Here is a 22440-nt window from a genome sequence, read left to right on the forward strand (position 1 = left end):
CCTTTACTCCTGGTCGTCCTGATGCCTAGTTTTTACTGTTTGAGTGGACCAAAGCTGTAGTTCTTTAGTTACTATGGCTTTGACGTTCTGGTCGGGAAGCTCCAGAACATGCTTTCTTAATATATTGATGCAAAATTGCTCGGCCTCTGAAAAATTACAACCATACAGACGCTTGGCTAAAGCAGATGAGGAATACCCAAAGTCAACTTTGTGTTTTCGTTGAAAACGCTCGAACCATTCGGTTAATCGCTCTCTGGTTGGCTGTGGTATTTCGACTCGAACTTGGAATCTCCTCCATACGGCCCTATCTAAAAGCTCCGCATGATTGGTCGCTCCGATCACAACGACATGGCTAGGTAGATTGTCAATTTGTAATAATAAAGAGCTAACGACGCGCTTTATTTCCCCAGTTTCGTGAGTATCTCCGCGCTCTTTGCCTAATGTCTCAAATTCGTCGAAAAAAAGAACGCACTTTCTTGTGGTGGCATACTCGAATAGCTTTTTCAGGCGGACAGCTGTCTCACCGAGATAGGTGCCAACTATGCTTTCATACCTCACCACTAAAAGAGGAACCATCAGAGCCTCTGCTATCCCCTCAGCTAGTGAGGTTTTACCGTTGCCCGGTGGTCCAATCAAAAGCAGCCTATTTCGGGGTTCTAAGTTGTAAGATCGCAACAGGTCCGCTCTGTGATGCTCCTGAACTATTTCACTAACTATTTCTTGGATCTGATTTGGGAGAATAATGTCTTGTATTCTTTTTTGAGGTGAAGAAATCTCTGTTAAGAGATCGCGTGCCGTCGATGAATTTGAGACAGTATTTGTGCTAAAGTTTTGTACGGGTGGTTCAAAAGATCTGGCTAAGGCTGAATCAAGACGGTCCGCCAAAACCTTGTGTTGTTTCGATCTTTCTTCAACGATAATGGCTTCAGTGATTTTTCTGAATTTCGCCTTATCGCCTTTCATTCCTGATTGTACTAGGCTAACAAGCAAGTCGGCTCTAGCCATAATTATCTCCTGATGGGCGCCTGCTTGGGCGACGTCTCGTTAGGCTGTTACGCTATCCGGTTTTCTGAAGCGGACAGGCATATCCTGTAGGTTGCATGATATAGCATTAGTGTACCGTACCTCTCAGGAGTGAGTCTTCGCCTAGCTGATAATCATGGCTATTTGCCATGATGCACGATTGATGATCGAAAATCACGCTAAAAGGTGCTGCTTGCGCGCAGTGAAGCGGTCAAGATCTTAGAGAATTACCCTTGACTGGAGGGGGCCGTGTATTGAGTGCCGGACTGGCGGCCTTGCTAAGGCTGCTCCCAACCTGGCCTAGCAGTTCGCTAGGACTGAAACCACTTACATACCGTTGATTACAGACCAAAACGTCCTAGATTATCGCGCCTCGACACCCGAGCAAAGCGCCTAGAACGAAGCCAACGAGCATGCGGGGGCCGGCAGTGGAGTGTCTCCAGCGATGGGTTGCTTTGTCAGATGAGCAACCACAGTCAAGCTCTCATCCGACAGCTCGTGACGCCTGCGGTAACAGAAAAACCCTCGATAGCTGAGCTGGAGGCTCTACACAATCTCAGGTTCGGAGGGGCCCCGGTTGAGTGTCTCAGGATTTCGGACTTACAGTCGGGAAAGAATCAGAATTCAAAGATTCATGAAGGCGTCTCCCGAGAATTTATGCTCTTCTCCGTATAGTGAGGTGTAGTGCAGCTCAATTGAGATATCTCGGCGTGCCAGAAAACTCATCAGGGCGATCTCGCAGCCCGGTTGTGATTTTTTAGAGAGGCCTAATATTTCTATCTCTGCGCCTGGTCTCAGGGCCGCGAGCTTTGCGGGCCATGCAATAGAGAAACAGTGTGGATCCAGCCCCATGTCTCGCAGAATTATCGGCCATTTATTCATGCCTAAGCCGGAGTAGTTTTTTTCGGAAACTGAAACACTCAGCGAGGTAATTAATCCAAGGCCGACGCCTTCATTGGTTATGTATAAACCATTCCTACCTCCTACTCCGGCTAAGTGAGGGGTAACCATAATGAATGGCCGTACGGAAAGAATATTGTGTTGCTTGCCTATATTGAGTTGCCATAAAGACACGCATAAGGCACCACTGGCTACGGTAAGTGCGGCTAAAGAAATTAACCGCTCCGGATGGTTGAAAGCTTGCGAACAGAATGAAGATATAGATTTTAATAATGAAGGTGGCATATTATAAATTCTCAAATACAAAAGCAAATTTATGGTGTAATAAAGTCATTCGAGTATTGTGGCTGCTGCCAAGCGAGCTAGGAAGATTTAAATAGACTGTTCTACGTCCTAGGAATAATACTCCATCGTTCTAAGCTAGCTCGAATCGCATTGCTCACAACTTTAGTATGGCTTTCTATTAAGCGACTGAGAGCATCTATCCGTTCCGCTGTGATCCCACTCATTTATAGTTAGCTAGTACACCTTTCGGTCCGCACACTGCCGTTGGTGAGTACCAGCGTTTGGCGTTGGGCGGGCCTAAGCCTAGCTTGCATTGAGTGTCACCCCAACCTGAAACGCCAGCCTACTCATCCGTGTAGCGGATTGCTGTGCCGCTGAAGGTAATCTTTTCCCAGCCCATCGAAGAGCTGACGGTGGTGGCGTAAGCGTTGGCATTGAAGCCAGTAGACGTCACGGAACCGTACGCCGCGCCGGTGCTGTTCCCGACCATTACTTGACCGTAAGGCTGGGTGCCCTTACCGGTTAGCACAATGGCGTTGGCGCCAATCCTGGCAGCCTCTTCCTTCATGGCCGTGATCGCAGCGGCTTCAGTCTTTGCTTTCGTGAAGTAGTCGTCTGTTGCCGCGACGCCCTCAACCAGTGCAATGACCGTGTGCTTTTTCTGCGGTGGCGCCAGGAGCAGCGAGACCGAGCCAGGGTCTGTGGGTGGAAGCGCACCACCTTCACCGATCAAAATCGATGTGCCGCTGGTTGAGCATGCAGTAACGCCGACCAGAATTGCGAGAAGAAGTGCAGCTTTGCTCTTAAACATGATGATCCCTGAGTGGTGTCCGCAACCAGAAAAAAGCCTCGCAAGGCTTTTTATGTCCTTATGTTCTATAGGCTTTATACAGGTACGAAAACCACCCGGCCAACAAAAAAGGCCTACGCCGTTAAGCGTAAGCCTTTGATTTGTCTGGTGGGCCCACACGGACTTGAACCGTGGACCAAAGGATTATGAGTCCTCTGCTCTAACCAACTGAGCTATAGGCCCCAGTGGTCGCGGATTATAACGAGGGTTTCCAGGCTGTGCCATCCGAAAGATCCGAAACTGCTATACGAAGAAAGGTCGCGGCGAACTCATCGGCGGGCAGCGGCAGGCTGACGATGTAGCCCTGGATCTGCTCGCAGCCTTCGGCGGCGAGGAATTGTTGCTGGGCCTGGTTTTCCACGCCTTCGGCAATGATCGTCAGTTGCATGCTGCGGCCCAGGGCAATGATCGCCCGGGCAATGGCGGCGTCATGGGGGTCGTCCGGCAGGCCGCGTATGAACGACTGGTCGATCTTGAGGATATCCAGCGGCAGGCGCTTGAGGTAGCTCAGCGAGGAATAGCCGGTACCGAAGTCGTCGATGGCCAACTGCACACCCAGTTGCTTGAGCTGGTGGAGGATGGCCAGGGCTTCTTCGGCCTGGCTCATGATGAAGTTCTCGGTGATTTCCAGTTGCAGGTCGCCGGCCTTGAGCTGGTGGGTCTTGAGCAACTGGTCGATGCGCTTGACCAGGCTGGGCTGGCGCAGCTGGGCGCCAGCCAGGTTGATCGACAGCGGGCCGAAGGCCAGGTAGTGCTTCTTCCAGGCCTGCATTTGCCGGCAAGCCCGCTCCAGCACCCAGTCGCCCAGTTGCAGGATCATGCCGTTCTCTTCGGCCAGGGTGATGAAGTGTTCCGGTGGCACATCGCCGAACAATGGATGGGTCCAGCGGATCAGGGCTTCGGCCCCCACCAGGCTCTGGGTTTTCAGGCTGAACTTGGGCTGGTAGCTCAGGCTCAGCTCATTACGCTCTATGGCCCGACGCAGTTCGTGCTCCAGGGCAATGCGCTCACTGGCCTGGGCGGTAAGGTCGCGGGTGTAGGATTCGACCCGGTTGCGGCCCTTGGCCTTTGAGCGATACATCGCAGCGTCGGCGTTGCGGATCAGCGAGGCAACGTCGGTGCCGTCCTGTGGGTACAGGCTGGTGCCGATGCTGGCGCTGGTGAAGAACTCGTGCTCGCCCGCCTGGAAGGGGGCGCTGAAGCAGGCCAACAGTTTATTGGCGATGTGTTCGGCATCGCTTGGCTGTTGCAGGCCGGGTAAGAGGATGATGAATTCGTCGCCGCCCAGGCGCGCCACTGTGTCGATATCGCGCACCTGTTCCTTCAGGCGCTGGGCAATGCCCTTGAGCAGCAGGTCGCCGACCGGATGGCCGAGGCTGTCGTTGATGTGCTTGAAGCGATCCAGGTCCAGGAACAGCACCGCTCCCTGGCGCTTGGAGGCCTGCGCACAGGTGAGGGCAGCCTGCAGGCGGTTCTCGAACAGGGTGCGGTTGGGCAGCCCGGTCAATGGATCGTGGTGGGCCTGGTAGTCCAGCTTGGCCTGGGCATGCTTGAGGCTGGAGATGTCGGCGAACACCGCGACGAAGTGGGTGATGACCCGGTCGCTGTTGCGCACCGCGCTGATGGTCAGCCAGCTGGGGTACAGCTCGCCATTCTTGCGCCGGTTCTGTATTTCGCCCTGCCAGTGGCCTTCGGCAGTCAGTTGATGCCACATGGCTGCGTAGAAGGCGCTGTCGTGCTGGCCGGAGGCGAGCAGGCGCGGGGTCTGGCCGAGGGTTTCGAATTCGCTGTAGCCGGTAATCTCGCTGAAGGCCCGGTTGACCGCGCTGATGCGCTGGTCGGTGTCGGTAATCAACACGCCCTCGGCCGTGTTTTCGAACACGGTGGCGGCCAGTTGCAGTTTTTCCTGCATCAGATGGCGCTCGGTGATGTCCCGGGCGATGGTCAACATGCAATCGACACCGGCGATCGGTAGCGGACGGGCGGAGAGTTCGCACAGGCGGATCTGCCCGTCGCGGCGACGGATGTGGCAGCTGAAATCGCGGACGAAGCCGTCGCGCTTGAGCATGGCCAGCAGGCGCCGACGCTCGTTCAGGTCAACCCAGATGCCCAGGTCCAGGGTGGTGTGATCCAGGGAGGTGTGGTTGTCGAAGCCGGTCAGGCGGCAGAAGCCCTCGTTGACCTCCAGCAGCAAGCCGTCGCTCTGGCGCGACAGCAGCAGGCCGTCGGGGGAGGCGTGAAACGCCTTGGCGAACTTTTCTTCCGAGGTTTGCAGTTGCTCCTGGGTTTCCTTGAGCTGGCTGATGTCGCGCACGGCCACCACCAGGGCCGGGGTGCTGTCCAGTTCGAAGGTCTCGGCCGAAATCAGACCGGTAAACAACTGCCCGTTGCTGCGTCGGAACAGCGTTTCCAGGTTGCGGATGCTCCCCGACTGCAGGCGCTGGAGCAGACTCGGCCCGACGCCTTCGATGCCCCAGATATTCAGCTCGGTGGCCGTGCGGCCAACGACCTGTACCGGGCTCAGGCCGATCTGTTCTTCGAAGGCCTCGTTGACTTCCAGCAGGCAGCCGTCGCTCAGGCGGGCGATGAGCAGGATGTCGGGGCATTGCTGGAACACCGAGGCGAACTTCTGCTCGGACAGGCGCAGGGCATCCTCGGTATGCTTGGTTTCACTGATATCGATCATCAGTCCGCGCATCACCGGTTTATGCCCGTGCTCGATCAGGCTGACGATGTCACGCACCCACAGGCTGCGTCCGTCGGCGCAGATCACCCGGTAGTCGAGGCTGTGGTCGCGACCGGCCGCGGTTTCGCTGTCGCAATAGGCCTGGGCCCAGAGTGCGTCGTCGGGGTGGATGATGCTGCGCCAGAAGCCCGGACGCAGCCACTGGCTCAGCGGATAGCCGAGCAGGTCCTCGGCATGGGGCGACACGTAGCTGTAGGTAAAATCGTTGGCATCGGCCTCCCAGGCGATGGCTGACAGGCTTTCGACCAGGCCGCGGTAGTGATATTCGCTGCTGCGCAGTTCCTGTTCCAGGGCGATTCGGCGGGAAATTTCCGAGCTCAGTCGCCGGTTGATCCGGATGACGGCCGCCAGGATGGCCACCAGCAGCAATATGCCAGGCAAGCCGTAGAGCAACAGGTCGGACCAGAGGTTACGGTGGTCGATCACCTTTCCGACCCAGCGCTCCTGGATATCGCTGATTTCACTGGCGCTCATGTCGGCCATGACTTTGTCGAGAATGCCCACCAGGATTTTCTTTTCCTGGGGCACGGCCATGGCCAGTTGGTAGCGGTACGGGGTTTCACCGCTGACGTAAAGGCCTTCGAGCTTGAGCTGGCGCAGGCTCCAGATGCTGGAGGCGAGGTCGCCCACTACTGCATCGACTTCATCGGTGGCCAGCGCCTGCAGGACCGAACTGACATTGGCCAGGGCCACCAGGTTCAGGTCGGGATGACGGGAGCGCAGCAGTTCATGGGGGGCATAGTTTTCCACCACGGCGACTTTCAGCCCGTACAGGTCCTTGAGGGTGCGAGGCTGGGGGCCACCCTTGTGGGCCAGGATGACAATCGGGAAGTCCAGGTAGGGGCGGGTGAACGCCAGGTAGCTTTGCCGCTCCGGGGTCGACATGATGCCCGGGAGCAGGTCCACTTTGTTCTGCCGTGCCTGCTCCATGACAGCCGTCCAGCTGGTCGGCTCGACCGGCGTGAAGCTGACACCCAGGCGTTCCTGGATAAGGGCAATGTAATCGGCGGCCAATCCCTGGTAGCGGCCATCCTGGTCACGGTATTCAAAAGGTGGCCAGGACGCGTCGACGCCCAGGCGCAGCTGTGGGTGAGCGCTGAGCCAGGCGTGCTCTTCGTCGGTCAGGGTCAGGGCGCCGGCCGTTGCGCTCCAGCACAGCTGAAGCAGTAACAGGAGGGCCGGCATTCTGGGCATAGCGGCCTCGTCACACAGATGAATTGATTCGAGTGTAGACGGGTCGGTGAAGGTCCAGATGTTTTCTGTCGCGCAAGAAAAACCCCGGCCTGGGCCGGGGTTTGTCATCACTCGTCGAGGAAGGAGCGCAGGTGCTCGCTTCGCGTCGGATGGCGCAACTTGCGCAGCGCCTTGGCTTCAATCTGACGGATCCGCTCACGGGTCACGTCGAACTGCTTGCCGACCTCTTCGAGGGTGTGATCGGTGTTCATGTCGATACCGAAACGCATGCGCAGCACCTTGGCTTCGCGCGCGGTCAGGCCCGAGAGCACGTCACGGGTCGCTTCCTTGAGGCTTTCGACCGTGGCGACATCGATTGGCGACTGCATGGTCGAGTCTTCGATGAAGTCACCCAGGTGCGAATCTTCGTCGTCACCGATCGGGGTTTCCATGGAGATCGGCTCTTTGGCGATCTTCAATACCTTGCGGATCTTGTCCTCTGGCATTTCCATGCGCTCACCCAGCTCTTCCGGGGTCGGTTCGCGACCCATTTCCTGGAGCATCTGCCGGGAAATACGGTTGAGCTTGTTGATCGTCTCGATCATGTGCACCGGAATACGGATGGTGCGCGCCTGGTCGGCGATCGAGCGGGTGATCGCCTGGCGGATCCACCAGGTGGCGTAGGTCGAGAACTTGTAGCCGCGACGGTATTCGAACTTGTCCACCGCCTTCATCAGGCCGATGTTGCCTTCCTGGATCAGGTCGAGGAACTGCAGGCCGCGGTTGGTGTACTTCTTGGCGATCGAGATCACCAGACGCAGGTTGGCTTCGACCATTTCCTTCTTGGCGCGACGAGCCTTGGCTTCACCGATCGACATGCGACGGTTGATGTCCTTGATCTCGGCGATGGTCAGGCCGGTTTCGCTTTCGAGGTCGATCAGCTTCTGCTGGCAGGCCACGATGGCGTCGCTTTTCTCACCCAGTGCAGCGGCCCACTTGGTGCTGCGCTTGGCCAGGTCGCTGGCCCAGGTCTGGTCGATTTCGTTGCTCGGGAACAGGCGCAGGAAATCGGCACGCGGCATGCGCGCATCACGGACGCACAGTTGCATGATCGCGCGCTCTTGCTGACGCAGGCGGTCAAGGGAGCTGCGTACGCGCTCGACCAGGCTTTCGAACTGCTTGGGTACCAGCTTGATCGGCATGAACAGCTCGGCCAGATCCAGCATTGCCTGGAGGCTGTCCTTGTGCGTGCGGCCGTTCTTCTTCAGCACCTTGAGGGTGGCGGTCAGTTGTTCCTGAACGGCACCGAAACGCTGGCGTGCGACTTCTGGATCGGGACCGCTTTCGGTCTCTTCCTCGTCATCGCCACCTTCTTTCTCTTCGTCCTCGTCGTCCTCGGCTTCGGCCTTGGCCGGTGCCTTGGCGTCGAGCGGCGGCGGCACTTCAGCAGGCGGCGCAATGCCATCGTCCGGGTCGATATAACCGCTCAGGACGTCGGACAGGCGGCCACCTTCGCTGGTGACGCGATCGTATTCGGAGAGGATGTACTCGACGGTACCGGGGAAGTGGGCGATGGCGCCCATGACTTCACGGATACCTTCTTCGATACGCTTGGCGATTTCGATCTCGCCTTCACGGGTCAGCAGCTCGACGGTACCCATTTCGCGCATGTACATGCGCACCGGGTCTGTCGTGCGACCAATATCGGTTTCCACAGCCGCCAACGCAGCAGCGGCTTCTTCAGCTGCGGCTTCGTCGGTGTCGGCTTCGGCCAACAAAAGGGCATCCGCATCCGGAGCACTCTCGAATACGTTGATCCCCATGTCGTTGATCATGCGGATGATGTCTTCCACCTGCTCCGGATCTGAAATATCCTCTGGCAGGTGGTCGTTGACCTCCGCGTAAGTCAGGTAGCCCTGCTCACGACCGCGGGTGATCAACTCTTTGATGCGAGACTGCTGTTGCGCTTTTCCGGACATAACACCCTATCCACTGAAGGTCTTGGCGGGCAAAAAACAAGCCGAGGATTATACCCGAGCATGGACCTCACGCGCCAGTTGAGGTCGGGGTTTGTGCGGGAACATTCCGGCTTAGCAGGTCACGCAGCTGATTTTTTTCCTCTGCGCTCAACTCACTTTGACGTGCTTTCCTGAGCAGATGTTCCAGGCTGCGCTCGCGTTGGCGAGCGGACAAGCTAGTTATAGTGTCGAAAAACTGTTGTTCAAGGTTGTCGGCATCGATCAGCCATTCCTTTTCCGCCAGTGCCCGCAACAGGCGCCCCTGTTCGGTGCCGTGCCAGCGTGCGATCAGCTGTAAAGAGCGTAGCTCAGGATTCTTTTGCAAGGCCTCGAGCAGGGCTACCAGCAGCTGGGCGTAGACGTGTTCCTCCGCGGCGAAATGGCCGGCATCCTCGACTTTCTTGGCCAGCTGCGGATGGTGCAGCAGAGTGCGCAGGGCGCTCAAGGTCGGTGGTTCCACCGAGGTCGGTACCCGCGGCGGGGCGTCCTGGCGCTGGCCATTGCGCTCCCAGGGTTTGCCTTTCTTGTCCCACGGCTTGCCGTCCCATTTCTTCTTGCCGCCCTTGTTGGGCGTCCACTGCTGCTGGGGTGGCGCGTACTCCGGCTGGTGAAAATCGCCGTAGTCCGGGGTGTAGTCGGGAATGGCGTCGTAATCGATGCCAGGATCGTAGCTGGGCGGCGCTTCGACCGGCGCACTGTGGCTCAGTTGCTCGACCTGCTGGTTGTCCAGCCCGGTGATTTCCTTGAGGCGATTGCGCATCAGTGCGCGCAGGTTGGCGCCTGGCACTTTTTCGATCAACGGTGCTGCCAGGGTGGCCATGTGCGCCTTGCCTTCGAGCGAGCGCGGGTCGGCTTCCTCGGTCAACTGCTGGAAGAAATAGTCGGCCAGGGGCTGGGCGTGCTGGTTGATCCGGGCGCGGAAGGCATCGGTGCCTTCCGCGCGGATCAGGGTATCCGGGTCTTCGCCTTCGGGCAGGAACAAAAAGCGCGCCTTGCGGCCATCCTGCAGGCTCGAGAGGGTCGCTTCCAGCGCGCGCCAGGCGGCATTGCGGCCGGCCTGGTCGCCATCGAAGCAGAACAGTACGCTGGGTACCACGCGGAACAGACGCTTGAGGTGCTCTTCGCTGGTGGCTGTGCCCAGGGTCGCCACCGCGTTGCGCAAGCCTTGCTGGGCCAGGGCAATGACGTCCATGTAGCCTTCGACCACGATGATCTCATCGAGGTTGCGATTGAACTTGCGCGCCTCAAACAGTCCGTACAGCTCCTGGCCCTTGTGGAACACCGGGGTTTCCGGGGAGTTCAGGTACTTGGGCTTGTCATCGCCCAGCACCCGGCCACCAAAGGCGATGACCCGGCCGCGGCTGTCGCGGATCGGGAACATCACCCGGTCGCGGAAGCGGTCGTAGCGCTTGCCGGTTTCGGCGTTCTCGATCAGCAGGCCGGCATCGATCATGGCCTTCTGCTGCAGCGTGTCGCTGCTCAGGTGCTTGAACAGGTTGTCCCAGCCCGGCGGGGCGTAACCCAGGCCGAAATCGCGCGCGATTTCACCGGACAGGCCGCGACCCTTGAGGTATTCCACGGCCGAGCGGCGCGTAGGATGGCCTTTCAGTGCCTGGCGATAGAACTCGGCGGCGGCTTCCAGCAGCGGGTACAGCGGGGAGTCGACCGGTTGGCGGGGTTTGTGCCCGCGGCCGCCTTCCTCGCGCGGTACTTCCATGCCGGCGGCCTTGGCCAGTTCCTCGACTGCCTGGGGAAAATCCAGGTTGTCGTGGTCCATGATGAAGCCAAGGGCGTTGCCGCCCGCGCCGCAACCAAAGCAGTAATAGAACTGCTTGTCGGGGCTGACACTGAAGGACGGGGTTTTTTCCTTGTGGAACGGGCAGCAGGCGGTGAGGTTCTTGCCGGCCTTTTTCAGTTGCACGCGCGAGCTCACCACATCGACGATGTCGGTACGGTTGAGGAGGTCGTCGATGAAACTCTGGGGGATCAGCCCGGCCATGGCTTTCTCGTCATCAGGCGATAAACAAGTGTAATCGCTAATGCTGCAGGAACGACGGCGCGTTCGAGCGATGTCGAATGGCGTAACACAAAATTCGGAAAGACGTGCTCGTCTGCAGCCGGTGAGGGCTCGTCAGTAACGACGTGCACAGCTGGCGTTGAGGCCAGTTCTGACGATTCAGGCAGGTTGTCCGCATTACAGGGTAACGGGACGCCTCTGGTCCGAAGACCCGAGGGTAAAGCGGCGACTGCCGGCAGCCCGGCTTTGGGCCGGGCGAGGCAGAAGCTTGCGTCGAGCGTCTGTATTAGTACAGACGAACGGCGCGGCGCTGTTCGCGCTGAACTTTCTTGGCGTGACGTTTGACAGCGGCTGCTGCCTTGCGCTTACGCTCGGAAGTCGGCTTCTCGTAAAATTCGCGGCTACGAACTTCAGCCAGAACACCGGCTTTTTCGCAGGAGCGCTTGAAACGACGCAGAGCTACGTCGAAGGGTTCATTCTCTTTAACTTTGACGGCTGGCATCCAGAGCTACCTTCATTCATTACCGGGGTCAACGAACTCGTGGCAAAAACGTGCACTGGAGATCGTCGGTTTTTAAGGGTTGCGGATGTTAACCCTTAGACGGCCGGAATGCAAAGCCTCTGATCGAAAACCGCTGGTCGGCACCCGGAGTGGGGACTATCATGCGCGGCTTCGAATTCAGCCTCAACAAGGCACAGACCCATGCTAGTACTGGGATTGGAAACATCCTGCGACGAAACCGGCGTCGCATTATACGACAGCGAACGCGGCCTGCTGGCCGATGCGCTGTTCAGTCAGATCGACCTGCACCGCGTCTATGGCGGCGTGGTGCCGGAGCTGGCCTCGCGTGATCACGTCAAGCGTATGCTGCCGTTGATCCGCCAGGTGCTGGACGAGGCCGGCTGCGTGGCCACCGAGATCGATGCCATTGCCTACACCGCAGGCCCCGGCCTGGTCGGTGCATTGCTGGTGGGCGCCTCCTGTGCCCAGGCCCTGGCGTTCGCCTGGGGTATCCCGGCGCTGGGCGTGCACCACATGGAAGGTCACCTGCTGGCGCCGATGCTCGAGGAGCAGCCGCCGGAATTTCCGTTCGTCGCCTTGCTGGTGTCGGGCGGGCATACGCAACTGGTGCGGGTGGACGGTATCGGCCGCTATGAGCTGCTCGGCGAGACCCTTGACGATGCGGCGGGCGAGGCGTTCGACAAGACTGCCAAGCTGATGGGCCTGAATTACCCGGGCGGTCCGGAAATCGCCCGCCTGGCGGCCCAGGGCGTTGCCGGGCGTTTCGTCTTCCCGCGGCCGATGACCGACCGGCCGGGCCTGGATTTCAGCTTCAGCGGCTTGAAGACCTTCGCCCTGAACACCTGGCAGCAGTGCCAGCAGGCTGGAGACGACGGCGAACAAACCCGTTGCGACGTGTCGCTGGCCTTCCAGCAGGCGGTGGTGGAGACTCTGACCATCAAGTGCAAGCGGGCCCTGAAGCAGACCGGCCTCAAGCGTCTGGTGATCGCTGGCGGCGTCAGTGCCAACAAGGCCTTGCGCGCCTCGCTGGAAGAGATGCTTGCGGGTATCAAGGGCAATGTGTACTACGCCCGTCCGCAGTTCTGCACCGACAACGGCGCCATGATCGCCTATGCCGGTTGCCAGCGCCTGGCGGCGGGGCAGCAGGAAAGCCTGGCGATCAGCGTGCAGGCGCGCTGGCCGATGGAGCAGCTGGCGCCGCTGTGATGAACCGGGCTCATGCCGTGGATTCAGAAATGCCGTTCGCGGCCGGCAAAAAGGTCGCGTAGATTGCCGCGGTGGCGCCAGACGATCAGCACGGTCAGCACGCTGATCGGCAGCAGGGCCGCAGGCTCGCGCCAGGCCAGCAGTGGCAGGGTCAGGGGCGTGGCGATCAGTGCGGCCAGCGAGCTGGTGCGGGTCAGGTAGAAGGTCAGCAGCCAGGCGCTGATGGCCAGCAGGGCGGCTGGAGGGTAGAGCCCCAGCAGCATGCCGGCGGCGGTGGCGACACCTTTGCCGCCGCGAAAGCAAAAGTACAATGGGAACAGATGGCCAATCACCGCACACAAGCCGATCCAGGCCTGTTGTTGCAGGTCGAGGCCGGCAAGATTGGCGATCAGCACGGGCAACAGGCCCTTGCACAGGTCGCCCAGCAGGGTCAGGACCGCCAGTTTGCGGCCGGCCAGGCGCAGCATGTTGGTTGCTCCGGCATTGCCTGAACCGCTCATGCGTGGGTCCGGGCTGCCATTGAGGCGGCTCAGGACAATGGCGAAGGACAGCGAGCCGAGCAGGTAGGCGAGCAGCGCCAGTAACCAAAACATGCTAACTATTCCGGGCGAGGACGCCCTGATTCTAACGGCGCCAGTCGCCCTTGTCGTGCAGTGGAGAGAAGTGCTTGGACAGAGTGTTCATCGAAGGCCTGGAAGTCGATACCGTGATCGGTGCCTATGACTGGGAGCGTGGCATTCGCCAGTGCCTGCGCCTGGACCTGCGTTTTGCCTGGGACAACCGCCCGGCAGCGGCGGGCGACGACCTGACCCTGGCCCTGGACTACGCCAGTGTCTCGGCCCGGATCCAGGCATTTGCCGAGCAAGCCGAGTTCGAACTGGTGGAGACCTTTGCCGAGCGTCTGGCGGCCGTGCTGATGAGCGAGTTCCAGATCCCCTGGCTGAGCCTCAAGCTGACCAAGCCCGGCGCTGTCGCGGCCGCCACCGGCGTGGGTGTGGAGATCGAGCGCGGATGTCTCTGAACCGGGTTTACCTTGGACTTGGTAGCAATGTCGAGCGCGAGCGGCACCTGTGTGCAGGGCTTGAGGCGCTGGCCGGCCTGCTGACCGACATGCACTGTTCGGCGGTGTTCGAGAGCCAGGCGGTGGGGATCAAGAGCGGCCCGTTCTTCAACCTGGTGGTCACCGGGTTGACCGCGTTGCCGCTGATGGAGCTGGATCGCCGGCTCAAGTTCATCGAGGCCGACAACGGTCGCTATGCCCCTGATCGCAAGGGCTTGCCGCTGGATATCGACGTGCTGATGTACAACGATCTGCATGGCACCTTCGACGGGCTGGTGTTGCCCCGGGCCGAAATTCTCAAGAATGCCTTCGTGCTGTGGCCCCTGTCGCTGATTGCACCGCAGCTGGTGCATCCGGGGGCAGGCAAGCGCATGAGCCAACTGTGGGATGAGGCGCGGATCGAGCAGGAGCTTGCGCCGGTACCGTTCGAGTGGCGTGGGCAGCAGTTGACCCGCATGTGAGTCCGTGTCGTATTCAATCGCGGGGCAAGCCTTCCTGCCCCGCGATGATTCACCCCCTGGCAGCGTCCCGGAAGGCCTTCAGCGCCTTCAATCGCTCGCCCTTGAGTGCTTCCCCCAGTGCCTGCCCGGTCAGCCCCTGCTGCACCAGCGGCTGTACCTGCACCGCCCGTGCTGCCGCCGCCGCCCCGCGCAGGTAATCCGCCTGTGGATAATCCCGCTGTTCCAGCCCCTTGCGCCCACGCGCGTCCATCTCGCAGGCGGCGATGAATTCCTCGAAGCGTTGCGGGCGCCGATAGACATCGAAGCTCTGCAGCAATTCGAGCAAGGTCGAAGCCTTGAGTTCCAGGGCGCGGTGGCAGTGGGTGTGGTACTCACCGACCAGCATGGCCAGCTCCTGGCACTCCCGTGGCGCCTTGAAGCGCTGGTTCACCGCCTTGATCAGCTTCAGCCCGCGGTGCTCGTGAGCGATATGCCGTGGCCATTCCTCTTCGGGGGTTAGGCCTTTGCCCAGGTCATGCAGCAAACAGGCCCAGCGCACGCTCAGGGGCTGCTGGTGCAGGGCGGCTTGCTCCAGGACCGACAGGGTATGGATACCACTGTCGATTTCAGGGTGATGGGCCGCCGGTTGCGGCACGCCGAACAGTGCATCGAGCTCGGGCATCAACGCCTTGAGGGCGCCGCAGTCGCGCAGCACCTGGATGAACACCTGAGGTTGATCCTCCATCAATGCCCGGGCGATTTCCTTCCAGCTGCGTTCGGCGGTCAGCGCCTGGAGTTCGCCGGACTCGCTGAGCTGGCGCATCAGCTCGATCGTTTGCGGGGCTACCCTGAACCCCAGTCCGGCGTAGCGGGCAGCGAAGCGCGCGACGCGCAATACACGCAAGGGATCTTCGGCAAACGCCGGGGATACATGGCGCAAGATGCGAGATTTTAGGTCTTTCTGGCCGTGATAAGGATCGTAGACCGTGCCCTGTTCGTCTTCGGCCATGGCGTTGATGGTCAGGTCGCGACGGATCAGGTCCTCTTCGAGCGTCACCTCGGGGCTGGCGTGGAACGTGAAACCACCGTAGCCACGACCGCTCTTGCGTTCGGTTCGCGCCAGGGCATATTCCTCGCCGCTCTGCGGATGCAGGAACACCGGGAAATCGGCGCCGACGGGCCGGTAACCCAGCGCCTGCATCTCTTGCGCCGTGGCGCCGACCACGACCCAGTCGATGTCACTGACCGTTCGGCCGAGCAGGCGGTCGCGCACGGCGCCGCCGACTTTGTAGATCTGCATGAAAAACCTCCGTTGATGCCACAGGATACCCTGTCTGGCAGCAACGGAGGGCCGGTCTAGAGGTGTACCACGGCCAGGTCCATGCGACCGTAGTCGGCTTCACCGTGTTCGCCCCGTGGCGGCACGTGGTGGGTTTTCATGATCTGCTCGCCCTGCAGGGTCTCCAGGTGGATATCGAAGCCCCAGAGGCGATGCAGGTGCTTGAGCACCTCTTCGGTGGAGTCGCCCAGTGGCTTGCGGTCGTGTTGCTGGTGGCGCAGGGTCAACGAGCGGTCGCCACGGCGGTCGATGCTCCAGATCTGCACGTTGGGCTCACGGTTGCCCAGGTTGTACTGGGCCGCCAGGGTTTCGCGGATGATCCGGTAGCCGCCCTCGTCATGGATGGCCGGCACCAGCAGGTCTTCGCGCTGGTCGTCATCGAGGATGCTGAACAGCTTGAGGTCGCGGATCACGGTGGGTGACAGGTACTGCAGGATGAAGCTCTCATCCTTGAAGCTGCTCATGGCGAACTTGATGGTCGACAGCCAGTCGCTGCCGGCGATTTCGGGGAACCAGCGGCGATCCTCCTCGGTGGGGTGCTCGCACATGCGACGGATGTCGCGGTACATGGCAAAGCCCAGGGCGTAAGGGTTGATGCCGCTGTAATAGGGGCTGTCGAAGCCGGGCTGGAACACCACGCTGGTGTGCGACTGCAGGAACTCCATCATGAAGCCTTCGGTGACCAGGCCTTCGTCGTACAGGTCGTTCATCAGGGTGTAGTGCCAGAAGGTGGCCCAGCCCTCGTTCATCACCTGGGTCTGGCGTTGCGGGTAGAAGTACTGGGCGATCTTGCGCACGATGCGCACGACCTCGCGCTGCCAGGGCTCGAGCAGCGGGGCATGCTTCTCGATGAAGTAGAGAATGTTCTCCTGGGGTTCGGCCGGAAAGCGTGCGTTGTCCCGCTCGCTGTTCTTGTCGGCACCCTTGGGAATGGTGCGCCACAGGTCGTTGATCTGCTTTTGCAGGTGCTCTTCGCGCTCTTTCTGCCGCCGCCGTTCCTCCTCGGCGGAAATCGGGTAGGGCCGCTTGTAGCGATCCACGCCGTAGTTCATCAGGGCGTGGCAGGAATCCAGCAGGTCCTCGACCGCATCGATGCCATGGCGCTCTTCACACTGGGTGATGTACTGCTTGGCGAATACCAGGTAATCGATGATCGAACTGGCGTCGGTCCAGGTGCGGAACAGGTAATTACCCTTGAAGAAGCTGTTGTGCCCATAGCAGGCATGGGCAACCACCAGTGCCTGCATGCACATGGTGTTTTCTTCCATCAGGTAGGCGATGCAGGGGTCGGAGTTGATCACGATCTCGTAGGCCAGACCCATCTGTCCGCGGCTGTAGGACTTCTCGGTGCTGAGGAAGTGCTTGCCGTAGGACCAGTGGTGATAGCCCAGGGGCATGCCGACGGAGGCGTAGGCATCCATCATCTGCTCGGCGGTGATCACTTCGATCTGGTTGGGGTAGGTGTCCAGGGCATAGCGCTCGGCCAGGCGGCTGATTTCCCGGTCATAGGCCTGGATCAGTTCGAATGTCCATTCGGACCCGGTGGAAAGGGGGTGGCGCTTCTGCTCTCTGGCGGTCATGTCGCTAACCTGCGCTGGAAGAGTTCACGGAAGACCGGATAGATATCGCCGGCCGACACCAACTGTTGCTGGGCGAACGTATCGGCAAAGGCTTCGCCGATGCGTTCGTACTCGAACCACAATGCCTGATGTTCGCGAGGGGTGATCTCGACATAAGTGTAGTACTGGACGAACGGCATGATCTGCTTGGTCAGGATCTCGCGGCAGATCGGCGAGTCATCGTTCCAGTTGTCACCGTCGGAAGCCTGGGCCGCGTAGATGTTCCACTCGTTGGCCGGGTAGCGTTCGGCCATGATTTCCTGCATCAGCTTCAGGGCGCTGGAGACGATGGTGCCGCCGGTTTCCCGGGAGTAGAAGAACTCCTCTTCGTCGACTTCGCGGGCGCTGGTGTGATGGCGGATGAACACCACCTCGATCTTGTCGTAGTTGCGCTTGAGGAACAGGTACAGAAGGATGAAGAAGCGCTTGGCGATGTCCTTGGTGGCCTGGGTCATGGACCCGGAAACGTCCATCAGGCAGAACATCACCGCCTTGGAGCTGGGGTTGGGCTGCTTGACCAGCAGGTTGTACTTGAGGTCGAAGGTGTCGAGGAACGGCACCCGGTTGATCCGTGCGCTCAAACGCTCGATTTCCGCTTCGATTTCCTGGATATCGCCGAAGTTGTCCGGCTCTTCGCGTTTCAGTCGCGCCAGTTCCTCCTGGGCCTCGCGCAGTTTGGCGCGGCTGCTGCCGGACAGGGCGATGCGTCGGGCATGGGCAGAACGCAGAGTGCGGATGATGTTGATCCGCGAGGGGTTGCCTTCGTTGCTGATCCCGGCACGCACGGTCTTGAAGGTGTCGGTACCGGCCAGGTGACGCTTGACCAGGTTGGGCAGTTCGAGGTCCTCGAACATGAATTCGAGAAACTCCTCCTGGGTGATCTGGAACACGAACTCATCCATGCCTTCGCCGGAATTGCCCGCCTTGCCGCGGCCACCCCCGCCGCCACCGCCCTGGGGCCGGGCGATATGCTCGCCTGCGGTGAATTCCTTGTTGCCCGGGTGCACGATGGTCTGCTTGCCGCCGCGCCCATGGTGCAGCACCGGCTCGTCGATGTCGCGACCGGGTATGCTGATCTGCTCGCCATGCTCCATGTCGGTGATGGAGCGGCGACTTACGGCCTCCTCGACGGCTTTCTTGATGTGGTCACGGTAACGCCGCAAAAAGCGCTGGCGGTTGACCGTGCTCTTGTTCTTGCCGTTCAGGCGTCGGTCGATCACATAGCTCATAGGCCCCTCCGGGGAGCTGAAGACTCAAGCTTCAAGCCGCAAGCCGTGCCAGGCGATGTAACGCTGCCTGGCCGGGGACTTGCGGCTTGCCACTTACAGCTCGGTCACTGCGATTTTCTGACCCGCAGGTACCATTCCGAGAGCAGCCGAACTTGCTTGTCTGTGTAACCGCGTTCCACCATTCGGGTGACGAAGTCGTTGTGTTTCTGCTGATCTTCTTTGCTGGCCTTGGCGTTGAAGCTGATGACCGGCAGCAGGTCTTCGGTGTTGGAGAACATTTTCTTCTCGATCACCACCCGCAGCTTCTCGTAGCTGAGCCAGGTCGGGTTCTTGCCATTGTTGTTGGCCCGGGCGCGCAGGACGAAGTTGACGATCTCGTTGCGGAAATCCTTCGGATTGCTGATACCCGCCGGTTTCTCGATCTTCTCCAGTTCTTCGTTGAGGGCGATGCGATTGAGGATCTCGCCGGTTTCCGGGTCGCGGTATTCCTGGTCCTGAATCCAGAAGTCGGCGTACAGCACGTAGCGGTCGAAGATGTTCTGGCCGTACTCGCTGTAGGACTCAAGGTACGCAGTCTGGATTTCCTTGCCGATGAACTCGATGTAGCGCGGTGCCAGGTATTCCTTCAGGTAGCGCAGGTAGCGCTCGCGTACCTCGGCCGGGAACTGCTCCTGTTCGATCTGCTGTTCCAGCACATACAGCAGGTGCACCGGGTTGGCGGCGATCTCATGGGGGTCGAAGTTGAAGACTTTCGACAGGATCTTGAAGGCGAAGCGGGTCGAAAGACCGTTCATGCCTTCATCGACACCGGCTGCGTCGCGGTACTCCTGGATCGACTTGGCCTTCGGATCGGTGTCCTTGAGGTTTTCGCCGTCATAGACCCGCATTTTCGAGTAGATGTTCGAGTTTTCCGGCTCCTTGAGGCGCGACAGCACAGTGAACTGGGCGAGCATCTTCAGGGTGTCCGGAGCGCAATGGGCCTTGGCCAGCGAGCTGTTGAACAGCAGCTTGTCGTAGATCTTGATCTCGTCGCTGACGCGCAGGCAGTACGGGACTTTGACGATGTAGATCCGGTCGATGAAGGCCTCGTTGTTCTTGTTGTTGCGGAAGCTGTGCCATTCCGATTCGTTGGAGTGCGCCAGCAGGATCCCGGAGTAGGGGATCGCGCCCAGACCTTCGGTACTGTTGTAGTTACCTTCCTGGGTAGCGGTCAGCAACGGGTGCAGGACCTTGATCGGCGCCTTGAACATCTCGACGAATTCCATCAGGCCCTGGTTGGCCCGGCACAGTGCGCCCGAGTAGCTATAGGCGTCGGCGTCGTTCTGTGGATACTCTTCGAGTTTGCGGATATCGACCTTGCCCACCAGGGCGGAGATGTCCTGGTTGTTCTCGTCACCCGGTTCGGTCTTGGCCACGGCGATCTGGTTGAGGATCGAGGGGTACAGCTTGACCACCTTGAACTGGCTGATATCACCGCCGAATTCGGCCAGTCGTTTGGTCGCCCAGGGTGACATGATGGTGTTCAGGTAGCGCCTTGGGATGCCGAAGTCTTCTTCGAGAATGGCGCCATCTTCGGTGGCGTTGAACAGCCCCAGGGGCGACTCGAATACAGGCGAGCCCTTGATGGCATAGAAGGGCACCTTCTCCATCAGTTGTTTGAGTTTTTCAGCCAGCGAGGATTTACCGCCCCCCACAGGGCCGAGCAAATAAAGGATCTGTTTCTTCTCTTCCAGGCCCTGAGCGGCATGGCGGAAGTAAGAGACGATCTGGTCGATGCATTCTTCCATGCCATGGAAGTCTTCAAAGGCCGGATAGCGACGGATCACCTTGTTCGAGAAAATCCGCGACAGCCTTGAATTGTGCGAGGTGTCGACCAGCTCCGGCTCGCCGATAGCCATCAACAGGCGTTCGGCTGCCGAGGCATAAGCACTGCGATCGCTCTTGCAGAGTTCGAGATACTCTTGCAGCGAGAGTTCTTCCTGACGGGTGGACTCGAAACGTTGTTGGAAGTGGCTAAAAATACTCATGACGTCACCTCGCTCGATACGTGGAGCCGACGCCGGATCAGTCAGCTGATGCTGGCATGCAATCGGCGCTACCGATTGCTGTATACCCCCCAGAACACCTGTAAAGTCGCTACCGATGACCCGCACGCCGGTGTACCGGCTCTCCCCTTTTTGGATGGCCTGGGCTTAAGGATAGTTCGTTCTCGGCGAGGTCAAGGGCCGTTGAATGAATTGTTGACGGCGACCGTTCGTCTGGTCAGGCGCAAGCCCGCACGGGACGCGGGCTGCAGGAGCTGAAAAAAATTATTCGGCAGAGCCTTGAGCGGTTTCGGCAGGGTAGGTGCCGCGCCACAGCTCGAAGCCGCCGTCGAGGCTGTAGACGTCGGAGAAGCCCTGGCCGACCAGATAGGCCGCGGCGCTCTGGCTGGAGTTGCCGTGGTAGCAGACCACGACTGTCGGTGCGTCGAGGTCGGCATTGCGGATGAATTCCGCCACCGAGTGGTTGTCCAGGTGCTTCGCGCCAGTGATATGGCCGCTGGCATAGGCTTGCGGGTCGCGAATATCGACCACGACCGCACCTTGCTCGCGCAGGGCCTGGGCCTGCTCGGGAGGGATGCGTTTGAATTCGCTCATGGGTACGGTTTCCTTCAGGGCTGGTCGTTCATTCTATCCGGTTCTGGCGCTGCTGACTGGGGCCGTACGGCGCCCTGGCCATTGCATTCGCAACGATGGAATTCACCGCTGTCGACGTTGTACAGGGTCATTGCCCCGCCCCAGACGCAGCCGGTGTCCAGGGCGACGACCCCGGGCTCCTTGCAACGTCCTTCCAGGGCCGCCCAGTGGCCGAAGAGGATCTTCACATGACGCGAGCGACGGCCCTTGTGCGCGAACCAGGGCTTGTAGCCCGGCGGGGCAGTTTCAACGCCTTCCTTGCCCTTGAGGTCGAGCTTGCCCTCGCTGGTGCAGAAGCGCATGCGGGTGAAGTAGTTGGTGATCACCCGCAGGCGAGTCACGCCGCTGAGGTCCTTGCTCCACTTGTTCGGCTCATTGCCGTACATGCCATCCAGGTAGGGCTTGAGGCGGTTGTCATCATGCAGCACCTCTTCCACCTCGGCTGCCAGCGCCAGGGCCTTGCCCAAGGTCCATTGTGGCGGGATGCCGGCATGCACCAGGACCACGCCACGCTGCTCGTCGTAATGCAGGAGTTTCTGCCGGCGTAGCCAGTCGAGCAGATCGGCCGCATCCGGGGCCTCGATGATCTCGCGCAGGGTGTCGCTCTTTTTCAGGCGCTCGATGTTGTGCCAGGCCGCCAGCAGGTGCAGGTCGTGGTTGCCCAGCACGCACACCAGCGAATCGCGGATCGAATAGAGAAAACGCAAGGTTTCCAGCGACTCCGGGCCGCGGTTGACCAGGTCGCCCACCAGCCACAGGCGGTCGACGGCCGGGTTGAAGTTGACCCGTTCCAGCAGGCATTTGAGCGGTTGCAGACAGCCTTGCAGGTCGCCGACAGCGTACACCGCCATCAGTGCAGCGCTCCGGGCACGGCCAGGCGGAAGGGGGCGATGGTGGCCTCGAAACGCTTACCGTCCTCGGCGAACATCTGGTAGGTGCCCTGCATGGTCCCCACCTTGGTGCTGATCACCGCGCCGCTGCTGTAGGTGTGGCTCTTGCCGGGCTCGATCAGTGGCTGCTGGCCGATCACGCCGGCGCCGCGCACTTCTTCGACCTGGCCGTCGCCGTTGGTGATCAGCCAATGGCGGGACATCAGCTTGGCAGGGACCAGGCCGTTGTTCTGGACAGTGATGGTGTAGGCGAAGGCGAAACGGTCGTTTTCAGGATCGGATTGTTCTTTGAGAAAGCGGGTCACGACACTGACGTCGATCTGATAGCGGGGATCTGACATGCAAGGGGCCTTGGAAACAGACGCAAATACGGCGATTGCGTCAGTCTAGGCTATTGGCGGGGGTGCCGGCCAGTCATGTGCTCATGACTGGCCAGGCGCGGGC

The 22440-nt window shown here is 60.0% G+C and carries 18 protein-coding genes and 1 tRNA gene; 3 read left to right on the forward strand and 16 right to left on the reverse strand.

What is annotated here, in order from left to right; translation table 11 throughout:
- Positions 1 to 3: 3 nt before the first annotated feature.
- The 8 genes from ACIQUS_RS08165 to rpsU form a co-directional block, all read right to left on the reverse strand.
- Positions 4 to 1005, reverse strand: a complete 1002-nt coding sequence (locus ACIQUS_RS08165; RefSeq protein WP_403045270.1) for an AAA family ATPase — start codon at positions 1003 to 1005, stop codon at positions 4 to 6.
- Between the two features lie 642 nt (positions 1006 to 1647).
- Positions 1648 to 2208 (reverse strand): hypothetical protein, encoded by a 561-nt coding sequence (locus tag ACIQUS_RS08170; RefSeq protein WP_403045272.1) that lies wholly within the window; start codon positions 2206 to 2208, stop codon positions 1648 to 1650.
- 343 nt (positions 2209 to 2551) lie between these two features.
- The gene (locus tag ACIQUS_RS08175; protein WP_403045275.1) at positions 2552 to 3019 is read right to left on the reverse strand and encodes a hypothetical protein; all 468 of its coding nucleotides are present in this window, start codon (positions 3017 to 3019) and stop codon (positions 2552 to 2554) included.
- Between the two features lie 145 nt (positions 3020 to 3164).
- Positions 3165 to 3241 (reverse strand) — tRNA-Ile (locus ACIQUS_RS08180).
- A gap of 13 nt (positions 3242 to 3254) precedes the next feature.
- Complete coding sequence (locus tag ACIQUS_RS08185) at positions 3255 to 6998, reverse strand: EAL domain-containing protein (RefSeq protein WP_403045278.1); 3744 nt, start codon at positions 6996 to 6998, stop codon at positions 3255 to 3257.
- A gap of 107 nt (positions 6999 to 7105) precedes the next feature.
- The gene (rpoD, locus tag ACIQUS_RS08190; RefSeq protein ID WP_403045280.1) at positions 7106 to 8956 is read right to left on the reverse strand and encodes an RNA polymerase sigma factor RpoD; all 1851 of its coding nucleotides are present in this window, start codon (positions 8954 to 8956) and stop codon (positions 7106 to 7108) included.
- Between the two features lie 67 nt (positions 8957 to 9023).
- A complete protein-coding gene (gene dnaG, locus ACIQUS_RS08195) occupies positions 9024 to 10994 on the reverse strand; it encodes a DNA primase (RefSeq protein WP_403045282.1) in 1971 nt (656 codons plus the stop codon).
- Between the two features lie 304 nt (positions 10995 to 11298).
- Positions 11299 to 11514: a 30S ribosomal protein S21 gene (rpsU, locus tag ACIQUS_RS08200; RefSeq protein WP_002551877.1), complete on the reverse strand. Its 216-nt coding sequence runs from the start codon at positions 11512 to 11514 to the stop codon at positions 11299 to 11301.
- 201 nt (positions 11515 to 11715) lie between these two features.
- On the opposite strand from rpsU, the gene tsaD reads away from it, so the two are divergent.
- A complete protein-coding gene (gene tsaD / locus ACIQUS_RS08205) occupies positions 11716 to 12741 on the forward strand; it encodes a tRNA (adenosine(37)-N6)-threonylcarbamoyltransferase complex transferase subunit TsaD (protein WP_403045285.1) in 1026 nt (341 codons plus the stop codon).
- Positions 12742 to 12764: 23 nt separating this feature from the next.
- Here the strand turns inward: tsaD and plsY are convergent, their stop codons facing one another.
- Entirely contained in the window at positions 12765 to 13334 is a 570-nt protein-coding gene (plsY, locus tag ACIQUS_RS08210) for a glycerol-3-phosphate 1-O-acyltransferase PlsY (RefSeq protein WP_403045288.1), read from the reverse strand.
- A 74-nt stretch (positions 13335 to 13408) separates the two neighbouring features.
- Here plsY and folB point away from each other — a divergent pair, with 74 nt between their 5' ends.
- The gene (gene folB, locus ACIQUS_RS08215; RefSeq protein WP_403045291.1) at positions 13409 to 13762 is read left to right on the forward strand and encodes a dihydroneopterin aldolase; all 354 of its coding nucleotides are present in this window, start codon (positions 13409 to 13411) and stop codon (positions 13760 to 13762) included.
- Positions 13753 to 14262 carry a 2-amino-4-hydroxy-6-hydroxymethyldihydropteridine diphosphokinase gene (gene folK / locus ACIQUS_RS08220; protein ID WP_403045294.1) on the forward strand — a complete coding sequence of 170 codons (510 nt, stop codon included), beginning with the start codon at positions 13753 to 13755 and terminating at the stop codon, positions 14260 to 14262. Before folB ends, folK begins: the two co-directional genes overlap by 10 nt.
- A 49-nt stretch (positions 14263 to 14311) precedes the next feature.
- Here the strand turns inward: folK and ACIQUS_RS08225 are convergent, their stop codons facing one another.
- The 7 genes from ACIQUS_RS08225 to apaG form a co-directional block, all read right to left on the reverse strand.
- A complete protein-coding gene (locus ACIQUS_RS08225) occupies positions 14312 to 15541 on the reverse strand; it encodes a multifunctional CCA addition/repair protein (protein WP_403045297.1) in 1230 nt (409 codons plus the stop codon).
- 56 nt (positions 15542 to 15597) lie between these two features.
- Positions 15598 to 17160 carry a SpoVR family protein gene (locus ACIQUS_RS08230; protein WP_403045299.1) on the reverse strand — a complete coding sequence of 521 codons (1563 nt, stop codon included), beginning with the start codon at positions 17158 to 17160 and terminating at the stop codon, positions 15598 to 15600.
- Positions 17157 to 18428 carry a YeaH/YhbH family protein gene (locus tag ACIQUS_RS08235; protein ID WP_403045302.1) on the reverse strand — a complete coding sequence of 424 codons (1272 nt, stop codon included), beginning with the start codon at positions 18426 to 18428 and terminating at the stop codon, positions 17157 to 17159. The genes ACIQUS_RS08230 and ACIQUS_RS08235 overlap by 4 nt, the downstream gene beginning before the upstream one ends.
- Before the next feature lie 104 nt (positions 18429 to 18532).
- Positions 18533 to 20455, reverse strand: coding sequence for a PrkA family serine protein kinase (locus ACIQUS_RS08240; RefSeq protein WP_285862850.1), 1923 nt, complete (start codon positions 20453 to 20455; stop codon positions 18533 to 18535).
- Positions 20456 to 20737: 282 nt separating this feature from the next.
- A complete protein-coding gene (glpE, locus tag ACIQUS_RS08245; RefSeq protein WP_403045306.1) occupies positions 20738 to 21067 on the reverse strand; it encodes a thiosulfate sulfurtransferase GlpE in 330 nt (109 codons plus the stop codon).
- A 14-nt stretch (positions 21068 to 21081) separates the two neighbouring features.
- Entirely contained in the window at positions 21082 to 21957 is an 876-nt protein-coding gene (locus tag ACIQUS_RS08250) for a symmetrical bis(5'-nucleosyl)-tetraphosphatase (RefSeq protein WP_403045308.1), read from the reverse strand.
- Positions 21957 to 22337: a Co2+/Mg2+ efflux protein ApaG gene (apaG, locus tag ACIQUS_RS08255; RefSeq protein ID WP_403045310.1), complete on the reverse strand. Its 381-nt coding sequence runs from the start codon at positions 22335 to 22337 to the stop codon at positions 21957 to 21959. Before apaG ends, ACIQUS_RS08250 begins: the two co-directional genes overlap by 1 nt.
- Positions 22338 to 22440: the final 103 nt, after the last annotated feature.

Origin of the sequence: Pseudomonas sp. NPDC090755, assembly GCF_044769005.1 — a bacterium.
Classification (GTDB): Bacteria; Pseudomonadota; Gammaproteobacteria; order Pseudomonadales; family Pseudomonadaceae; genus Aquipseudomonas.